This window comes from Kordia antarctica (genome assembly GCF_009901525.1).
Classification (GTDB): domain Bacteria; phylum Bacteroidota; class Bacteroidia; order Flavobacteriales; family Flavobacteriaceae; genus Kordia; species Kordia antarctica.
In genome coordinates this window covers 1,645,750-1,663,931 of the sequence record NZ_CP019288.1, presented here as the reverse complement: position 1 = coordinate 1,663,931, position 18,182 = coordinate 1,645,750, and the positions used below count along the sequence as shown (strand labels likewise).

Annotated in this window: 15 protein-coding genes; 7 read left to right on the top strand and 8 right to left on the bottom strand. The window is 34.5% G+C overall.

What is annotated here, in order from left to right; genetic code table 11:
• Positions 1-2: 2 nt before the first annotated feature.
• The 3 genes from glgB to IMCC3317_RS06725 all read left to right on the top strand — a co-directional run bounded on the left by glgB (position 3) and on the right by IMCC3317_RS06725 (position 5,173).
• Entirely contained in the window at positions 3-1,910 is a 1,908-nt protein-coding gene (gene glgB / locus IMCC3317_RS06735; protein WP_160128768.1) for a 1,4-alpha-glucan branching protein GlgB, read from the top strand.
• Positions 1,911-2,076: 166 nt separating this feature from the next.
• Entirely contained in the window at positions 2,077-2,295 is a 219-nt protein-coding gene (locus IMCC3317_RS06730; protein ID WP_160128767.1) for a hypothetical protein, read from the top strand.
• Between the two features lie 475 nt (positions 2,296-2,770).
• The gene (locus IMCC3317_RS06725) at positions 2,771-5,173 is read left to right on the top strand and encodes a glycoside hydrolase family 31 protein (protein ID WP_160128766.1); all 2,403 of its coding nucleotides are present in this window, start codon (positions 2,771-2,773) and stop codon (positions 5,171-5,173) included.
• A 282-nt stretch (positions 5,174-5,455) separates the two neighbouring features.
• Here the strand turns inward: IMCC3317_RS06725 and IMCC3317_RS06720 are convergent, their stop codons facing one another.
• On the bottom strand, positions 5,456-6,325 hold the full coding sequence (locus IMCC3317_RS06720; protein ID WP_160128765.1) for an alpha/beta hydrolase: 870 nt from the start codon (positions 6,323-6,325) through the stop codon (positions 5,456-5,458).
• Between the two features lie 207 nt (positions 6,326-6,532).
• Between IMCC3317_RS06720 and IMCC3317_RS06715 the strand changes: the two genes are divergently transcribed.
• Together IMCC3317_RS06715 and IMCC3317_RS06710 are read left to right on the top strand one after the other, a co-directional pair.
• Complete coding sequence (locus IMCC3317_RS06715; protein ID WP_160128764.1) at positions 6,533-7,354, top strand: M48 family metallopeptidase; 822 nt, start codon at positions 6,533-6,535, stop codon at positions 7,352-7,354.
• Positions 7,355-7,427: 73 nt separating this feature from the next.
• On the top strand, positions 7,428-8,762 hold the full coding sequence (locus IMCC3317_RS06710; protein ID WP_160128763.1) for an MFS transporter: 1,335 nt from the start codon (positions 7,428-7,430) through the stop codon (positions 8,760-8,762).
• A 97-nt stretch (positions 8,763-8,859) separates the two neighbouring features.
• On the opposite strand, the gene IMCC3317_RS06705 is transcribed toward IMCC3317_RS06710, so the two are convergent.
• The 4 genes from IMCC3317_RS06705 to IMCC3317_RS06690 form a co-directional block, all read right to left on the bottom strand.
• Positions 8,860-9,597, bottom strand: coding sequence for a head GIN domain-containing protein (locus IMCC3317_RS06705; RefSeq protein ID WP_160128762.1), 738 nt, complete (start codon positions 9,595-9,597; stop codon positions 8,860-8,862).
• 134 nt (positions 9,598-9,731) lie between these two features.
• Positions 9,732-10,826 carry a DUF4097 family beta strand repeat-containing protein gene (locus IMCC3317_RS06700; protein ID WP_160128761.1) on the bottom strand — a complete coding sequence of 365 codons (1,095 nt, stop codon included), beginning with the start codon at positions 10,824-10,826 and terminating at the stop codon, positions 9,732-9,734.
• Positions 10,807-11,373, bottom strand: coding sequence for a hypothetical protein (locus IMCC3317_RS06695; protein WP_160128760.1), 567 nt, complete (start codon positions 11,371-11,373; stop codon positions 10,807-10,809). The genes IMCC3317_RS06700 and IMCC3317_RS06695 overlap by 20 nt, the downstream gene beginning before the upstream one ends.
• Positions 11,370-11,924 (bottom strand): RNA polymerase sigma factor, encoded by a 555-nt coding sequence (locus IMCC3317_RS06690; protein WP_170293842.1) that lies wholly within the window; start codon positions 11,922-11,924, stop codon positions 11,370-11,372. The genes IMCC3317_RS06695 and IMCC3317_RS06690 overlap by 4 nt, the downstream gene beginning before the upstream one ends.
• A gap of 248 nt (positions 11,925-12,172) precedes the next feature.
• Between IMCC3317_RS06690 and lon the strand changes: the two genes are divergently transcribed.
• On the top strand, positions 12,173-14,626 hold the full coding sequence (gene lon, locus IMCC3317_RS06685) for an endopeptidase La (protein ID WP_160128759.1): 2,454 nt from the start codon (positions 12,173-12,175) through the stop codon (positions 14,624-14,626).
• 68 nt (positions 14,627-14,694) lie between these two features.
• On the opposite strand, the gene IMCC3317_RS06680 is transcribed toward lon, so the two are convergent.
• The 3 genes from IMCC3317_RS06680 to IMCC3317_RS06670 all read right to left on the bottom strand — a co-directional run bounded on the left by IMCC3317_RS06680 (position 14,695) and on the right by IMCC3317_RS06670 (position 16,834).
• Positions 14,695-15,906 (bottom strand): radical SAM protein, encoded by a 1,212-nt coding sequence (locus tag IMCC3317_RS06680; protein WP_160128758.1) that lies wholly within the window; start codon positions 15,904-15,906, stop codon positions 14,695-14,697.
• 123 nt (positions 15,907-16,029) lie between these two features.
• The gene (locus IMCC3317_RS06675; RefSeq protein WP_160128757.1) at positions 16,030-16,272 is read right to left on the bottom strand and encodes a hypothetical protein; all 243 of its coding nucleotides are present in this window, start codon (positions 16,270-16,272) and stop codon (positions 16,030-16,032) included.
• 295 nt (positions 16,273-16,567) lie between these two features.
• Positions 16,568-16,834: a hypothetical protein gene (locus IMCC3317_RS06670; RefSeq protein ID WP_160128756.1), complete on the bottom strand. Its 267-nt coding sequence runs from the start codon at positions 16,832-16,834 to the stop codon at positions 16,568-16,570.
• Between the two features lie 313 nt (positions 16,835-17,147).
• On the opposite strand from IMCC3317_RS06670, the gene porQ reads away from it, so the two are divergent.
• Complete coding sequence (gene porQ / locus IMCC3317_RS06665; protein WP_160128755.1) at positions 17,148-18,167, top strand: type IX secretion system protein PorQ; 1,020 nt, start codon at positions 17,148-17,150, stop codon at positions 18,165-18,167.
• Positions 18,168-18,182 lie beyond the last annotated feature (15 nt).

Genomic DNA, 18,182 nt, shown 5'->3' with positions numbered 1-18,182 from the left:
CGATGGCAGAAGTAGTTCCACACAGTTTATTTTCAGAATTTGATGTCAATCTATTCAAAGGCGGAAAACATTACAGACTCTACGAAAAATTTGGTTCACACCTCATGACGCTTAATGGCGTTGAAGGAACCTATTTTGCAGTTTGGGCGCCAAGTGCGAAAACCGTTTCTGTCATTGGCGATTTTAATTTTTGGATAGAAGGCGAACACAAACTGAATGTGCGTTGGGACGAAAGTGGAATTTGGGAAGGATTCATTCCAGATGTAAAAAAAGGAAGTACGTACAAATACAAAATACAAAGCAGTCACAACGATATTAAAACGGAAAAAGCAGATCCGTATGCGCGTCGTTGCGAACATCCACCAAAAACGGCTTCAGTAGTTTGGGAAGCAGATTACGATTGGAAAGATGCCAAGTGGATGAAAAAGCGTAAAAAGAACAATGCCTTAGATGCGCCATATTCAGTATACGAAGTGCATTTAGGTTCGTGGAAACGTAAAATAGAAGACAACAAATTCTTGTCGTATGTTGATTTGGCAGAAGAATTAGTAAGTTATGTAAAAGAAATGAATTTCACGCATGTGGAATTAATGCCAGTCATGGAATTTCCGTACGATCCAAGTTGGGGTTATCAACTCACAGGATATTTTGCGCCAACTTCCCGATTTGGTGTTCCAGAAGAATTCAAATTATTAGTAGATAAATTACATCAAAACGACATCGGAATCATCTTAGATTGGGTTCCGTCGCACTTTCCAGAAGATGCACACGGACTCGGTTTCTTTGACGGAACATGTTTATATGAACATCCAGACAAGCGAAAAGGCTATCATCCAGATTGGAAAAGTTTGATCTTTAATTATGGAAGAAACGAAGTAAAATCGTTCCTAATAAGTAATGCTATTTTTTGGCTCGACCAATATCACGCAGATGCTTTAAGAGTTGATGCTGTTGCTTCTATGTTATTTTTAGATTATTCTCGTGATGAAGGCGAATGGGAACCAAACCAATTTGGCGGGCGCGAAAACTTAGATGCAATCGCGTTTATGCAAGAAATGAATGAAGCTGTGTATAGCAATTTTCCAGATGTGCAAACCATTGCAGAAGAATCAACGTCGTTTCCAATGGTATCGCGTCCAACAGCAATTGGCGGACTCGGTTTTGGAATGAAATGGATGATGGGTTGGATGCACGATACATTGCAATATTTTGCGAAAGAACCGATTTACAGAAAACATCATCAAAACGATTTGACATTCAGTATGACCTACGCGTTTACGGAAAACTTTATGTTGCCGTTTTCGCATGATGAGGTTGTGTATGGAAAACATTCCATCTTAGGAAGAATGCCTGGCGACGAATGGCAAAAATTTGCAAATCTTCGCTTACTTTACAGTTATATGTTTACGCATCCAGGAACAAAATTACTATTTCAAGGTTGTGAATTTGGACAAAGTGAAGAATGGAATTTTGAACAAAGTTTAGATTGGCATTTGTTGGAACATAAAGTTCACATAGGAATTCAAACGTTGATTAAAGATTTAAACAAACTCTACAAAAAAGAAGCGGCATTACACGAAAAGCAATTCTCTGCCGATGGTTTTGAATGGATTGATTATAACGATGCTGAAAATTCCGTGTTAGTCTACATCCGAAAAGGAAACAAACCTGAAAACGATTTGGTTATTGCGTGCAATATGACACCAATTCCACGCGAAAGCTATCGTATTGGTTTGCCAAAAGCTGGAAATTTAAAAGAAGTTTTCAACAGTGATCTCAAAAAATATAACGGAACGGACGATTTTAAAAACAAGGCAATTAAATCTGAAAAGAAAGAATGGCAATTTAGAAATCATTCTGCGGAAATTATGATTCCGCCATTGGGAATGGTTGCATTGAAGTATAAGTAGTGAGTTTTTAGATTTTAGTATTGAGATGTTTCGTGAAGAATAAAGAAAATAGAATCAAGAGCAAAGACTTTTTGAATATTGAATACAGAATTTTGAATACTGAATATCGAAGTTTTAAAATTTGATAAGATTTAAACTTTTAAACCTATAAACTCATAAACTGAAAATGTCAACGCTAGCGCAAGTTTCACAACTTGTGCCGATGAATAAGCTAAAAATAGAAGCTGAGATGATTAGACTCGCTTCGCTTTTGGAAACGGCTATGCCTTTAGTATCGCTTCATTTAGACAAGCTCAATGTAAACGCTTTTGGTATTTTGGCATGTGAATTATTTAGCATTCGTCAAGTTGAACTTGATTCAGGTTCACATAATCGTAGACGCTAGCGCAAGTTTCACAACTTGTGCCGATGAACATGCTAAAAACATTCGGGGCAGAAATAGATTTTTAGACTTTTCGATTCGTTATATTTCGGATACGGAGCAGAGTCGAAATGCAGCTTCATGTAAAAGTGAGAATTAATTTCCATAAAAATATTGCTTAAAAGCATTTCTCGATACAATTTTCTTCATTTCATTGCGAAAATCACTCGAACTGACAACTTTCTGTTAAATATCGAATACAGAATTTTGAATACTGAATATCGAAGTATCAAAAAAGCACAATCTACAAACTTTTAAACCTATAAACTCATAAACCAACAGACTAACCCAAATACACATTCAATAAAAAATCAACAAAAAAAATCAGTATTCAATAATAATACACAACTATAACGTTATCGTTAACAAATCAACTACATAAAGCTTTCAAATCTCTAAACTTTTCCGTTTTTTTACCAATTAAACGAAACAGTACTACATGATTGTAAATACGGAATTAGAACAAAAGGGAAATTTATTTCCATCCAGAATACTACATTTTCGAAAAGATGTAGATACATTTTACTTTACCGCAGAAAATGATGTTGTATTGCAATTGCGAATTGTACGCGATAGTGTCATGCGTTTTCGCTACACAACCACAGGAACATTTGAAAATGATTTCTCTTATGCCATAACCAAATATGCAAGTACAGGCTACAATCATCTAGAAATAGACGAAGACAAAGAGAAATACATCATCACAACGTCAAAATTAATTTGTCATATTTCGAAAGAAAACATGCGTGTTCAATTATATGATGCAATTGATAAAACGTTGATTAACGAAGATGAACTTGGTTTCCATTGGGAAGAAAGTTACGAGTTTGGTGGAAACGTTGTAAAGATGAGTAAAACTGTCAACGAACGTGAAAGCTATTTTGGGTTAGGCGATAAGCCAGATCATTTAAACCTAAAAGGAAAGCGTTTTCAGAATTGGGCTACAGATTCATACGCGTATGGAAAATCGACAGATCCAATTTACAAAGCAATTCCATTTTACACAGGATTGCATCACAACAAAGCGTACGGAATCTTTTTTGACAATACATTCAGAAGTTATTTTGATTTTGCACTCGAACGCAGAAACGTAACCAGCTTTTGGGCGCAAGGTGGCGAAATGAATTACTATTTCATCTACGGACCAGAAATGCAAACTGTCGTAGAAAAATATACAGATTTAACAGGGAAACCACATCAATTGCCGCCATTATGGGCGTTAGGTTTTCATCAATGTAAATGGAGTTACTATCCAGAAAGCAATGTAAAAGAGATTACACAGAAATTTAGAGACTTAAGAATTCCGTGTGATGCTATTTACTTAGATATTGATTATATGGAAGGTTTCCGTTGTTTTACATGGAATAAAGAGCACTTTCCAGATCCAAAACGTATGGTAAAAGAACTCGCAGACAATGGTTTTAAAACGGTTGCGATTATTGATCCAGGAATCAAAATAGATAAAGAATACAGCGTTTTTAAAGAAGCGTTAGATAAAGATTATTTCTGTAAACGTGCCGATGGACCGTATATGAAAGGAAAAGTTTGGCCAGGCGAATGTTACTTTCCCGATTTTACCAAACCAGAAGTGAGAGATTGGTGGTCAGGATTATTCAAAGAATTGATTGAAGACATCGGAATTCAAGGTGTTTGGAATGATATGAACGAACCTGCCGTGATGGAAGTGCCAAATAAAACATTTCCAGATGATGTACGACATGATTATGACGGAAATCCGTGTAGTCACCGAAAAGCACACAATGTATACGGAATGCAAATGGCGCGCGCTACGTATCAAGGTTTAAAGAAATTTAACTACCCAAAACGTCCGTTTGTTATTACGCGTTCAGCGTATTCAGGAACGCAACGCTATACCTCAACGTGGACAGGCGATAATGTCGCAACTTGGGAACATTTATGGATTGCAAACGTGCAAGCACAACGAATGGCAATGTCAGGTTTCTCGTTTGTAGGAAGTGATATTGGTGGATTTGCTGAACAACCACAAGGCGAATTATTTACACGTTGGATTCAACTCGGAATCTTTCATCCGTTTTGTAGAGTGCATTCTTCTGGAGATCATGGCGATCAAGAACCGTGGGCTTTTGATGAAGATGTAACCGATGTTGTGCGTAAGTTTGTAGAATTACGATACCAATTATTACCGTATTTGTATACTGCTTTTTGGAATTTGGTAGAACATGGAACGCCATTATTGAAATCGTTAGTAATGTTCGATCAAGAAGATAATCAGACGCATTATAGAACGGATGAATTTATTTTTGGAGATAAAATATTGGTTTGCCCAATTCAAGAACCAAATGCCAAAGGACGTAGAATGTACATTCCGCGTGGACAATGGTATAATTACTGGACAGATGAATTGGTTGAAGGTGGAAAAGAAAAATGGGTTGATGCAGAAATTGATAGCATGCCGCTTTTCGTACTAGAAGGCGCAATTATTCCAAAATTTCCTGTACAACAATATGTGGATGAAAAACAAATTGATGAGGTTACACTAGATATTTACTATAAAGAAGGAAAAGAACGCTCGCAATTATTTGATGACGCACATGACGGTTATGATTATACAAAAGGTCGTTACAGTCTAAGAACCTTCAAGCTGACAGGAAAGTCAAACGAATTAATTATTCAACAACATAAAGAAGGAAAGTATATTACAACATATAAAAACTTCAAATTAAACATTCACGGATTACCGTTTAAAGCAAAAGTAGTTCAGTTAGATAATGTAATTGTTCCGACATCTGAATTAGTAACTGACGAAAATGGTTTGATGATTGTTGATAAAGATTTCTCTGAGATTCATATTATTGGCTAGTTTTTCTTAAGACATTAGAACATAGAACATAGAACATAGAACATAGAACATAGAACATAGAATATAGAGTCAAGACTGTTATGGTTTTGGCTCTTTTTTTGCGTCATTGCGAAAGTTGTTCACTGAGCTTGTCGAAGTGAAAAACTTGTGGCAATCTGTTTATCAAATAAGCAGATTGCTTCGCTATCGCTCGCAAAGACGTATTTTGAATACCAAATACCAAATTCAGAATGATGATTTTCGACAACCGACAACCGACAACCGACAACCGACAACTTTCAATCATCCAATCAAAAACCCTTCAATCTTCTCAATAACTTCCTGTTTTCCTAAAATTCTACGGTGTCCCAAATGTTTTGTAATATGAATACTTCCGTTAGAAAGTTCGTTGTGAATCGCATAAGCGCAACTTACGGGAACATCAGCGTCATGTTCGTCATGAACAATTAATGTTGGAATATTTACTTCTTTTGCCGCTATGTGTGCGGAAGCGTAATCAATATCGCGTCCAAATTTTTGATCAAATTTCGCTTTCATTTTTTCAGCAACAATATCTTTCAGCGTAAGCGTACGTGTAAAATGTAGAATAATATCGGTAATAACATCTGCTGCGCCGATAGTAACTAATTTTTTGGTTTGAAATCCTTCACGAACCGCATTTAACAACGCCATTCCGCCCAAACTATGTCCAATAGCAAACTCAAATGTTCCAAATTGTTTTTCTATTTCATGAATAGAAGCAATAAATTCTGGCATAGAAGTCGTTTTTCCAGTAGCTTTTCCGTGCGCAGGTGCATCAAAACTGATAATTTCATAGCCTAATTTTAAAAAATGATCGGCAATTTTCACCAATTGTGTTCCGCGTCCGCTCCAACCATGTGCTAATAAAATCTTTTTATCACTTTTTCCGTACCGATATACAACAATCGATTTTACAAAAGCAGGAACAAATAATTGCGTCTGTTCTGTTTGTTCATCCATGTGAAATTCACGCTTTGGCATTTTATGTTTCAACGGCGTAATAAACAGTCGTTGCCCATACGTTGCAGCTAGTGACGTAGAAATAGATTGTAAAAAACGACCAGTTTGTAAAATTACTTTCGGAACTTTTACAGTAGGTTCAGGTGTTGAATTTGGTGTATTTTGACTCATTTTTTGGTAAGATATCTAAGATCGTTCAAAATTGAGATAAATTTTCGAGCTTCGGAAATACATTTTATAGTTTTATGTTTATAATTTAACAATTGTTACTTTTTTTTGAGTTAAGGAATAGATTTTTTGTTGTAATGACTTATTTGATTATTCCGTAGATTTGTACAACAATAATTCAAAACAAAAGGAAACCCTAAAATAACGTATATGAAAAAGATAATACTTCTTGCTAGTTTTTTGTTCATGTTATCATGTGCAACAAACCCATTTACAGGAAAAAAGACATTGGCATTTGTTCCAAATTCTCAAATATTTCCAACAGCTTTTGCACAGTATGACCAGTTTTTGACTGAAAATAAAGTAGAAACAGGAACTACAAGAGCAAACATGATTCAGCGCGTTGGAGAGCGTATTGCCGTAGCTGCGGAACGTTGGTTAGACGCTAATGGACAACAAGGATATTTAAAAGATTATAAGTGGGAATACAATTTAATAAATGATCCTACTGTAAATGCTTGGTGTATGCCAGGTGGGAAAATTGTGTTTTACACAGGAATTCTAGATGTAGCACAAAATGAAACGGCTGTTGCAGCAATTATGGGACATGAAGTAGCACACGCATTAGCAAATCATGGACAACAACGTATGAGCGCAGGAATGGTACAACAACTTGGAGCTGTGGCTGGAAATATTGCTATTAAAGATGATGAAACACGCCAAGCGTTCAATCAATATTATGGAGTTGGATCAACCGTATTAGGAATTTTACCATTTAGTAGAAAACATGAAAATGAATCTGATAAAATAGGCGCGTATTTAATGGCAATTGCAGGATACAATCCTGATGAAGCTGCCGAATTATGGAAACGTATGGGCGCAAATAGTAGTGGACAAGCTCCACCAGAATTTTTAAGTACACATCCATCAAGCGAAACACGTGTTAAAAACTTGCAAGCAGAAGCTGCCAGCGCAAAAGCTGAAGCTAGAAAGTTTGGCGTAACATCGTTTCGTCCATTAGGAAAATTTTAAATCAAAGACATTCAAAAATAATCTGTATTTTAGAAGCTGCTCAAAACGAGTAGCTTTTATTATTTAAAATCATATGGAAAAAACAACTGGATTGCAAAAAGGAGACAAGAAACTAATTAACGCTTGGGCATTTTACGATTGGGCAAACTCCGTATATTCATTGGTAATTAGTACCGCGGTTTTCCCTATTTATTATGCTGGCGTAACGAAAGGTTTTGAGAGTTATGTTGAGGTTGATAAAACAATCGAATTCTTGGGAACTACGATCAATCCAACTTCTTTATATAATTATACCGTTGCTTTTTTTATGGCAATTGTAGCCATAATGTCGCCCATACTTTCAGGAATTGCTGATTATACTGGAAACAAATTGAAATTTTTAAAATTCTTTTGTTTACTTGGTTCGCTATCAATTATCGGCTTATTTTTCTTTAAAGATGAAGCTACTTTGTGGATTGGATTGGTATTGACTATTACTTCAGGAATTGGTTTTTGGGGAAGTATTGTGTTCTATAATGCATATTTACCTGAAGTAGCACATCCGGAACAGCAAGATGCCGTAAGTGCCAAAGGATTCATTATGGGTTATATTGGATCTATCTTATTACTAATTGTTTGTTTGGCAATGATTATGGGTTATGAGACATTTGGATTTGAAAGTGAAGGACAAGCAACTCGAATTTCGTTTATTATTGTTGGACTTTGGTGGTTAGGTTTTGCACAAGTTACCTATCCTAAGTTGCCAAAAAAAGAAAACATACGAACACCGAAAAAAGGCTATTTAACAAGTGGTTTTAAGGAATTAGGAAAAGTGTGGGACGAATTAAAAAACTATAAAGAATTACGAACTTTTTTATTCTCTTTCTTCTTTTTTAGTGTTGGTGTACAAACCATTATTTATATGGCAGGAATTTTTGGAAGTGAAGAATTAGAATTGCCAACAACCAATTTAATTGGCGCTATTTTATTAGTGCAATTTGTTGCAATTTTTGGCGCGTATATTTTCTCTAATATTTCTAAAAAATATGGAAATTTAACAGCGTTAAAAATCACGATTATCATTTGGGGAATTGTTTGTTTTGTAGCATTTTCATTAGATAAAACTCAGGAAAACATTGAACTTTATTTTTATGGTTTAGGCGGATTAATTGGTTTAGTGCTTGGCGCGATTCAATCCTTATCAAGATCAACGTATTCTAAATTACTACCAGAAACAGAAGATACCGCAACCTATTTCAGCTTTTACGATGTGACTGAAAAAGTTGCCATTGTTCTTGGAATGGTTGTTTTTGGAGCGTTGAATGCAATTACAGGTTCTATGCAATGGTCTGTATTGTTCTTGGCGATTTTCTTCTTAATCTCATTTATTATTATGAGCTTCATTAAAAAAACAAAATACGTTCAGTAATCATAATCAGTTTTCAGTATACAGTTAGCAGAAAACAGCTAATCAACAAAAAAACCACTCAAATCGAGTGGTTTTTTTATGCTTATTTTTGAACCTTCTAGTTCATAGAAATACTTCCAGAACCTGCTACTTTCGTATCTTCTTTTGAAGGTCTTCCTTTGTATGTAATATCTCCCGAACCTGCTACACGAGCTTTTAAACTATTTTCTACGTATACTCTGATGTCTCCAGAACCTGCCAAACTTACGTTTGCATTTTTAGTTTTTAATTTATATGCGTGAATGTCGCCAGAACCAGCTAATCTTACTTCTGCTGAATCTGCTGTTCCGCTTGCAGTCATATCTCCAGAACCAGAAACTGACATTTTCAAATCGCCAGCCTCTACGTCAATAATTACATCTCCTGAACCTGACAATGCCATTTTAAACTTGCTTGCTTTTATAGTTGCATTTTTCGTATACACATCTCCTGAACCTGATAAAGAAACAGAACTAATATTTTTAAACGGAACTGTAATTAATAATTTATGACCGTTGCTTACTTTTAAATTATAACCTTTCTTAGCTTTAATTTTTAATGTGTTGCTATGTACTTCGGTTTCAATATGTTCTAATAAATTAGATTCTCCTGTCAATTGTATTTTTCCTTCAGTTCCGTATACCAATTCTACATCAAAAGAACCTGCAACGCTTACGCCATCATAATCAGAAGTTGTACGTGTAATGGTAGTTTCGTTTCCGTTACCTTTAATTTTTTTTCCACTTCCATACCATTGTGCATGTGAAACGGTTGTTGCTAAGAATAGCGTGACGATAAATAGTGTTGCTTTTTTCATGATTTTTGTTTGTTTGATGATGTGTGTTGTTCGTTTATTTGATTGTTTGTTTTTTCGTTGTTTGTTTGTTTGTTTGTTGAGAAATTAAACTTATAAACTTATAAACCCATAAACCCATAAACCTATAAACTACGTTATAGTTTTTCAAATCGGACACTTCCGTATTCTGAGTTGATGTAAATGTTATTTCCGCTAGTGCCGTTTCCGTAATATCCTTTGTAATAGCGTTCTCCAGATTCTACACGTTTCTTGTTCATCGTAAAATCGTCTTCACCTTTTATACTTGCATATTCTAAGCTTAATTCAAAGTTAAAATAATACTGTGATTGATACCCTATTTTGATTCCTGCATAATCAGATTGAATTCTAATATTTCCTGCATCATCTGTCATTTCCGCAATTTTAATAGAACCATAATCAGCTCTTACATCTATATTTCCTGTAATTATGCCCAAACGTAAAGACAAATAATCTCCAGTTCCTTTAACGTCATTTGCTTGTTCTATTTGTAATGTATTGTATTCGCAATTGTATTCAATATTGCTAATAGTGCCAAAACGCGATTTTGTATAATCGGCATTTAGTATAATATCTTCAGCTTTGTTGATGGTGAACGAAGAATAATCTGCGTTTATACGACCATTATTCATGTATGCAATTGTTACATTATTACTGTAATCAAAGTTTAATGAATTATCATTACCCAATAATTCTCCGATTTCCATGCGTCCGTAATCGCAATTTAGTGAAACTTTATTTTCAGCTCTGTTTAAGAAAATTGCGCCGTAATCATTTGAAATATTCAGTTCGTTTCCTTTTGGGAATCTAATCGTATAATTAACGGTAATATTCACTTTATTACGCTTATTCCATTTCCACCACGATTTAGAATTGTCTTTATTAAAACGTGTTTTTGCATTTACCATTGCTGGAGAATTGCTAAAATCTACACCAATCTGATCTAAACGTTCCGTGACTTTATCTTCTGAATCTCCATTGGTTTTGATGGTAACTTCAATGGCAACTATATTTTTATCCCAAGAAGTCATATGAACCGTTCCGTAACTGTTTGAAACTTTCAATAATGCATCCGAGTTTACGGAAAATTCCTTGGTAATGGTTTTCTCTTTCGTATACTTTCCTTCGTGTTTTCCCGTTCCGTTGTTTGCAAACGCAATAACTGGCAGTAAAAAAGTGAATACAATAAGTTTATATAATAGTGTTTTCATTTTTGAATAATTTTAGTTCGTCTATTTGTGTCAATACGCTTTCTAGTAAATTAATACGAAGTTGAAAATTTGTCACCATCGCACGTAAAATACGTTTGTCGTTTCCACGTTCAATAAGTTGATTTTTTAAGTTGGTATAATCGTTTTCTAATCGTTTTAATTGCACTAATCCATCTTGTACAATCTCTTTTGTATCTTCAGTTTCCGCTGCTTTTACCTTTATGAGTTCGTTCTCAATTAAGGAAGCAAAATACAACTGTGATTTTTCTACTTCTGGCGAAAATGTAACCTGAGTACTTTCTGCGGAAGCGCCAAAATTAGAACCGATAAAAATTCCTAAACTCAGTAAAATAACACAAGCCGCCGCAATGTGTTTCCACCACGTAAATAGAATAATTGGTTTCTCCGTTGTGTTGGTTTCTTCTGTTTGTTGTTGTGCTTCTAGCTTTGACAAGAATCGATTTTGATGATTTATTTCAGGTGTTTCCACATCAAAATCGTCTTTCAATCGGTCAAACAAATTTTCTATGTTGTCTTTCTCTTTCATACGTATACTTCTAATTTCTTTCTCAAACTGTCTTTAGCGCGCGAAATCATGGTTCTACAATTGGCGTAGCTAACGTCCATTATGGTACAAATTTCCTCATAATCAAAGCCTTCAATTAAATGTAAGGTCAAAGAAACTCTGTAATTGTCTTTCAGTGTTTTCAAAGTTTGCAATACTTTTTGAGCCTGTAAGCTTGTAAACTCTTCATCCGAAGCAATTCCGTCGTTATCCTCGACCTTATGTAATAAAGTGTCAATCGGAACTTCTTCTTTTCGTTGTTGCTTTTTGTACAAATAAATACTTTTGTTCACTACGATTTTTTTTAACCATGCTCCGAAAGAAACTTTTTCGCTGAAAGAATCCAATTTCAAAAATGCGTTTAAAAACGATTCTTGCATGGCGTCTTCCGCTTCTGCGCTATCTTTTAAGATTCTGAATGCAGTATTATACATCGCTTTGTAATACCGATTGTAAATCTCCATTTGGGCAGATTGGTTTCCTTCTTTGCACAACGTAACGAGTTGTTCAGTATGTAACTTTTGGTGGCTCAAAAAGTTTGGTTTATTGTAAAGATGATGATAAAATTAAAATGTTACACTTTAGGTTAAAATTATTTAATATTTCTTAATTTTTAGTTGATTTGATTCGGAAACTTGGCACAACAATTGTTTTTAAACAACGTATAAAGCTTCTGAAATCAAGTGCTTTGACTGATTTATAGGTTTTTACACAAAAAAAAGAGGAAAAGAAATTATATATATCATTCTGTTTTATGACAGAATGGCTTAGGAATATAAATATGAGCGAAACAAAGTTTTTAAATATGGACAGTTTGTCATTTCAGTCAATTGATGAAGATGCGGAATTAATTCCGTTGATGACGCCTGAAGATGAAGAAGAAATTAATAAAGAAGAATTGCCAAAAACATTGCCAATACTTCCATTGCGAAATACGGTTTTATTTCCGGGTGTTGTAATTCCGATTACTGCAGGAAGAGACAAATCGATTCAGTTAATTAAAGATGCCAATAATGGTAAAAAAGTAATTGGAGTCGTTTCTCAAAAAGATGAAACTATTGAAAATCCTACGGTAGAAGATATTCATACGTTAGGTACGGTTGCCCGAATTTTGCGTGTATTGCAAATGCCAGACGGAAATACAACCATTATTATTCAAGGTAAAAAACGCTTTGAAGTGGATGCTATGTTACGCGAAGATCCATATATGGAAGCTACCGTAAAAGAAGTGCCAGAAACGCGTCCTGAAAATATGGATGATGAGTTTAAAGCTATTTTAGATTCTATTAAAGAACTGGCATTGCAAATTATTAAGGAAAGTCCAAACATTCCGTCAGAAGCTTCTTTTGCGATTAAGAATATTGAAAGTTCTTCGTTTTTAATCAACTTTATCTCGTCAAATATGAATTTGGCAGTAAAGGATAAACAAGAATTGTTGGCAATTACCGATTTGAAAGAACGTGCATTGGCAACGTTGAAATTCATGAATTTGGAAATGCAACAATTAGAATTGAAAAATGATATTCAATCTAAAGTTCGCAACGATTTAGATCAGCAACAGCGCGAATATTTCTTGCATCAACAAATGAAAACTATCCAAGAAGAATTGGGTGGTGGCGTTTCGTATGAGCAAGAAGTTGAAGAAATGCGCACGAAAAGTAAAAAGAAAAAGTGGAATACTGAGGTGAAAAAGCATTTTGACAAAGAGTTGGCAAAAATGCAACGCATGAATCCGCAAGTTGCCGAATATTCAATACAACGTAATTATTTAGAGTTGTTTTTAGATTTACCTTGGAATGAATTTAGCAAGGATAAATTTGATCTGAAAAAGGCAGAAATCATTTTAGATCGCGATCATTCAGGATTGGAAGATGTGAAGAAACGAATTATTGAATACTTAGCCGTATTGAAACTTCGGAATGATATGAAATCGCCAATTTTATGTTTATATGGACCTCCAGGAGTTGGAAAAACGTCTTTAGGAAAATCGATTGCAGAAGCGTTGGGAAGAAAATATGTACGTATTTCACTTGGTGGATTGCGTGATGAAGCGGAAATTCGTGGACACAGAAAAACCTATATTGGCGCCATGCCAGGACGAATTATTCAGAGTTTGAAAAAAGCTGGAACGTCAAACCCTGTATTTGTATTGGATGAAATTGATAAATTATCAAGCAGTCATAATGGCGATCCATCTTCAGCAATGTTAGAAGTATTGGATCCTGAACAAAACACAGAATTTCATGACAACTTCCTAGAAATGGGTTATGATTTATCGAAAGTAATGTTTATCGCTACAGCAAATAGTTTAAGCACAATTCAGCCAGCGTTGCGTGACCGAATGGAAATCATTAACGTAACTGGCTATACAACCGAAGAAAAAGTTGAAATTGGAAGCAAGCATTTGTTAGGAAAACAATTGAAAGAACACGGACTTACGAGCAAAGATTTAAAAATAGGGAAGAAGCAACTTGAAAAAATTGTAGAAGGTTACACGCGTGAAAGTGGTGTGCGTGGATTGGAAAAGCAGATTGCCAAAATGGTGCGTTATGCTGCAAAATCCATTGCAATGGAAGATACATACGAGAAGAAAGTTACAAATAGTATTGTTGAAGACGTATTAGGTCCGGCAAGAATGGAACGTAATAAATATGAAAATAATGATGTTGCTGGCGTTGTTACAGGTTTGGCTTGGACAAGTGTTGGCGGCGATATTTTATTTATAGAATCTACATTGTCTAAAGGAAAAGGAAACTTGACTATTACTGGGAATTTAGGAAAAGTGATGAAAGAGTCCTCAACGATTGCAATGGAATATATGAAATCTAATACGGATCTTTTGGGTGTTGAACCAGAAGTGTTTTCTAAATACAACGTTCACATTCACGTGCCAGCAGGCGCGACACCAAAAGATGGTCCAAGTGCAGGAATTACGATGTTGACTTCATTGGTTTCTTTATTTACACAGAAAAAAGTGAAAAAAGATATTGCCATGACAGGCGAAATTACTTTGCGTGGAAAAGTATTGCCAGTTGGCGGAATTAAAGAGAAAATTCTCGCTGCAAAGCGCGCAGGAATTAAAGAAATTATTTTGTGCGAACAAAACAGGCGTGATATTTTAGAAATAAAAGAATCGTATTTAAAAGGATTAACATTCCATTATGTTTCTGAAATGAGTGACGTAATTAAATACGCCATTACTGACGAAGATGTGAAAAATCATAAGACTTTATAAATAGATTAGTGAAGTTGAAGTTGAAGTTGAACTCGAAAATGAATTTGAGTTCGATTTCAACCTCAGTTTCAAATTACACTAAAAAACTCTAAATCTTTTTTATAAGTTTCTTCTATGCTTGACATATCGAGCGTATTTAAGTAATCTATAATTTCTAATGCGTCCATTTTGGAAATACTTTCATCATACATACTTGGAACTAATTCCATCATTTTGTTTTGTATGTGAGAAATTATTAGAATCATATCTTCACAATATACCGACGGATTGTTGAAACCGTTTTCTTTTTTATGACGATGTACCAAACGTCCACCTTTGCAAATATCCATTATAGGACATTCTAAACATTTTGTGCATAGTTTTTCCGTGCTGTCTTCAAAATATAGTTTTCCAAGCGGAAGTTTTACAATTTCTACAAAATCGTTTGTGCTAATATTCATATGTGTTTTGGTAAAACCTTCACCACAACCTTTTAAGGAATCAATAGCTTCAATATCGCCATTTGTTTCAATTACAAGTGCATGTGCTTCATGTCGTGCAACTTTGTGTGAACCTAAAATAGCATTCGTTAAACCGTTAAAAAACGGAATAATTGGTCTTTTTGGGTCTGTAATCCATAAATCGTACAATTCAATTAACCATTTTCCCATTGCTTTTGGTTCGTACGGAAAGCTGTCATGTGTATAATCTGGTAACAGGAAATTTACGTAATCAGAAGAAATATCTGTGAGATGTTTATACGTAATTGCAGCAGTTTCATCAATATTCATCACACTAATTACTGAGACAAAACCGAGTTGTTTTTTGAGAAGTTTTAAACCTTTCATCACGTCGTCATAACTACCATTTTCTTTATGATCTACACGATACATATCATGCGCTTTTTTAGTTCCATCTAAACTTACACCAGGAAAAATTTTATGTTCTCTTAAGACTTCTGCCCAAGCATTATCAATTAATACACCATTTGTCTGAACGTTGTATTCAAATGTAGTATCGGGAAATTGTGTTTTTAAGATTTCTGCTTGTGTGATAAATTTCCCAAAAAAAGATTTATCAATTAACAAAGGTTCGCCTCCGTGAAATGTAAATGTGAATACTTCTTGTGGATATTCTTGTAAATAATTTGAAACACGTTCAATAATAGTTGGAATCATGCTTTCTTTCATAAACTTTGGTTGATTTCTATAAGAAGAATCGCCCAAGTTATACATAAAGCAGTACGAACAATTTAAATTACATCTGCTGGCAACTTTTAAAACTAATCGATTGAAATGCATAGGAATATTTTTTGTGTAAAAAGTGAAAAAAGACAGTTGCTCAACGTTGTTAAGCTAAACAATATTTTGAAAATTGAGTATCGTTGAGCAACTGTAAAATTGTAAATAAGCCGCTATAATGATTTATGCTTCCATTGGAAGGCGATCATCAACAGGTACTGCAATATCCCATAGTTTCATGCAACGTCCACGATTTACATTCCAATAATAACCGTCTGGGCATCTTGGTCCGCCGCCGCCAGTTGGATAGTGAATAATATCATCAATAGGAATGCCTACTACGCCTCCAAATACTTGGTCTAAATCTTCAATTTGCTTGTCTGATAAAGCATCAACAGTTTTGTGTAAAAAAAACTTTTTTTTCATAATAGTTTGATTGTGTTTTTGTCCGTACTCTAATATTTGAAATGGCTTTTCGGGTTCCTCCATTTTCGAATTAATCCTTTATCAATGTAAGTCGGTTTCATCCACAAAAGCAAGGAAACTAAGTGCGGTTTTATAAAACGTCATTAAAAGAAATAAACTTTAACTTCTTTATTTATAAGGGCTTGAGTGATAAATGTGTTGTTTCGCGGTAAAAAAAACAGTTGCTCAACGCGTTAAACTAAACAATGCTTTCGTATTGTGAATCGTTGAGCAACTGATAAATATTAAATTAGGTTTATCCTAATCTCATTGGAGCGTGATCAACTGGTACATGTGGATATGTTCCATCCTTTATACAACGTTGTACACCTGAATGCCAGTAAAATCCATCTGGACATCTTGGTCCGCCGCCACCAGTTGGATAGTGAATAATATCATCGTTTGGAATGCCTGCTGCATCTGATGAATTCGTAGCTAAACCTCCAAATACTTGATTTAAATCTTTAAGTTGCTTTTCTGATAAAGCATCTACAGTTTTGTGTAAAAAAAACTTTTTTTTCATAATAGTTTAATTGTGATTAATCCATACTCTAATATTTGAAATGGCTTTTTTGGTTCCTCCATTTTTGAATTAATTCTTTATCAATGTACGTAGGTTTTACCTTTAAAAACAAGGATACTATGTGCGGTTTTATAAAACATCATCAAATAAAAAGTGCTTTAAATGCTCTATATGTAAAGGATTGACTCTGAAAAGTGTAGTTTTACGGCGGAAAAAATCTGAAGAATAAAAAAATCTTAAAAATTTAAAATAAGGCGTAAAATATTTATGATATCTAAACGTTTTAAATAAAGATTTTAGTTACTTTGTACACATGCAGAAAAAGACCCTTTTTTACTTTTTTTTGTTTATAACTACGCTTGCTTCCGCACAAATTGGTGGAAAATACACGTATCAGTTTTTAAACTTAATTTCATCACCAAGACAAGCAGCTCTTGGAGGAAAGATCATTACCAACTACGATAAAGATGTAAATCAAGCATTATTCAATCCTGCAAGTATTAATTATACAATGGACAATCAATTGTCACTGAATTATGTGAATTACTTGGGCGATGTAAATTATGGTTCTGCGGCATATGCATATATGTGGGACAGAAGAGCGCAAACATTTCATGCAGGCGTTACCTATGTAAGTTACGGACAGTTTGATGGTTATGATGAACTCGGAAACGAAACAGGAAGTTTTACAGGAAACGAAATTGCCTTATCATTAGGATACGCTTACAATATTCCTTGGACAGATATTCATATTGGTGCCAATGCAAAATTTATCAATTCAAAACTAGAACGATACAACTCTTTTGGTGGCGCACTTGATTTAGGAATTATGTATGTTAATGAAGAATTGGAATTAAATATTGCACTAGCGGCTAGAAACTTAGGTTTACAATTCACAACCTATGCTGGCGCGCAGGAAAGATTACCTTTTGAATTAATTTTTGGAATTTCTCAAAAACTAGAACATGTTCCAATTCGTTGGCACGTAACACTTGAAAATTTACAACAATGGAATATCGCATTTGCCAATCCTGCGCGTGCCGAACAATCTATTGAAGGCGGCGTGAATGAAGAAAAAGTAACGTTTCTCAAAAATGTGATTAGACATACTATTTTGGGAATGGAGTTATTTCCAGACAAAGGATTTAATATTCGATTGGGTTACAACTTCCGAAGAGGAGAAGAATTAAAAATTGTAGATCAACGTAATTTCTCAGGAATTACAGCAGGATTTGGACTTCGAATTAATAAATTAAAATTTGATTACACGTATGCACGTTATGCAGTAGCAGCCAACACAAGTATGTTTGGTGTTACGATAAACTTGCAATAATCACGCTTCCTTTTA

Excerpts from the sequence above, each read along its gene's own strand:
- IMCC3317_RS06725 (WP_160128766.1), top strand. The coding sequence starts at position 2,771 with ATGATTGTAAATACGGAATTAGAACAAAAGGGAAATTTATTTCCATCC.
- IMCC3317_RS06720 (WP_160128765.1), bottom strand. The coding sequence starts at position 6,325 with ATGAGTCAAAATACACCAAATTCAACACCTGAACCTACTGTAAAAGTT.
- IMCC3317_RS06695 (WP_160128760.1), bottom strand. The coding sequence starts at position 11,373 with ATGAAAGAGAAAGACAACATAGAAAATTTGTTTGACCGATTGAAAGAC.
- IMCC3317_RS06715 (WP_160128764.1), top strand. The coding sequence starts at position 6,533 with ATGAAAAAGATAATACTTCTTGCTAGTTTTTTGTTCATGTTATCATGT.
- IMCC3317_RS06700 (WP_160128761.1), bottom strand. The coding sequence starts at position 10,826 with ATGAAAACACTATTATATAAACTTATTGTATTCACTTTTTTACTGCCA.
- lon (WP_160128759.1), top strand. The coding sequence starts at position 12,173 with ATGAGCGAAACAAAGTTTTTAAATATGGACAGTTTGTCATTTCAGTCA.
- glgB (WP_160128768.1), top strand. The coding sequence starts at position 3 with ATGGCAGAAGTAGTTCCACACAGTTTATTTTCAGAATTTGATGTCAAT.
- IMCC3317_RS06705 (WP_160128762.1), bottom strand. The coding sequence starts at position 9,597 with ATGAAAAAAGCAACACTATTTATCGTCACGCTATTCTTAGCAACAACC.
- IMCC3317_RS06675 (WP_160128757.1), bottom strand. The coding sequence starts at position 16,272 with ATGAAAAAAAAGTTTTTTTTACACAAAACTGTTGATGCTTTATCAGAC.
- IMCC3317_RS06710 (WP_160128763.1), top strand. The coding sequence starts at position 7,428 with ATGGAAAAAACAACTGGATTGCAAAAAGGAGACAAGAAACTAATTAAC.
- IMCC3317_RS06680 (WP_160128758.1), bottom strand. The coding sequence starts at position 15,906 with ATGCATTTCAATCGATTAGTTTTAAAAGTTGCCAGCAGATGTAATTTA.
- porQ (WP_160128755.1), top strand. The coding sequence starts at position 17,148 with ATGCAGAAAAAGACCCTTTTTTACTTTTTTTTGTTTATAACTACGCTT.
- IMCC3317_RS06730 (WP_160128767.1), top strand. The coding sequence starts at position 2,077 with ATGTCAACGCTAGCGCAAGTTTCACAACTTGTGCCGATGAATAAGCTA.
- IMCC3317_RS06670 (WP_160128756.1), bottom strand. The coding sequence starts at position 16,834 with ATGAAAAAAAAGTTTTTTTTACACAAAACTGTAGATGCTTTATCAGAA.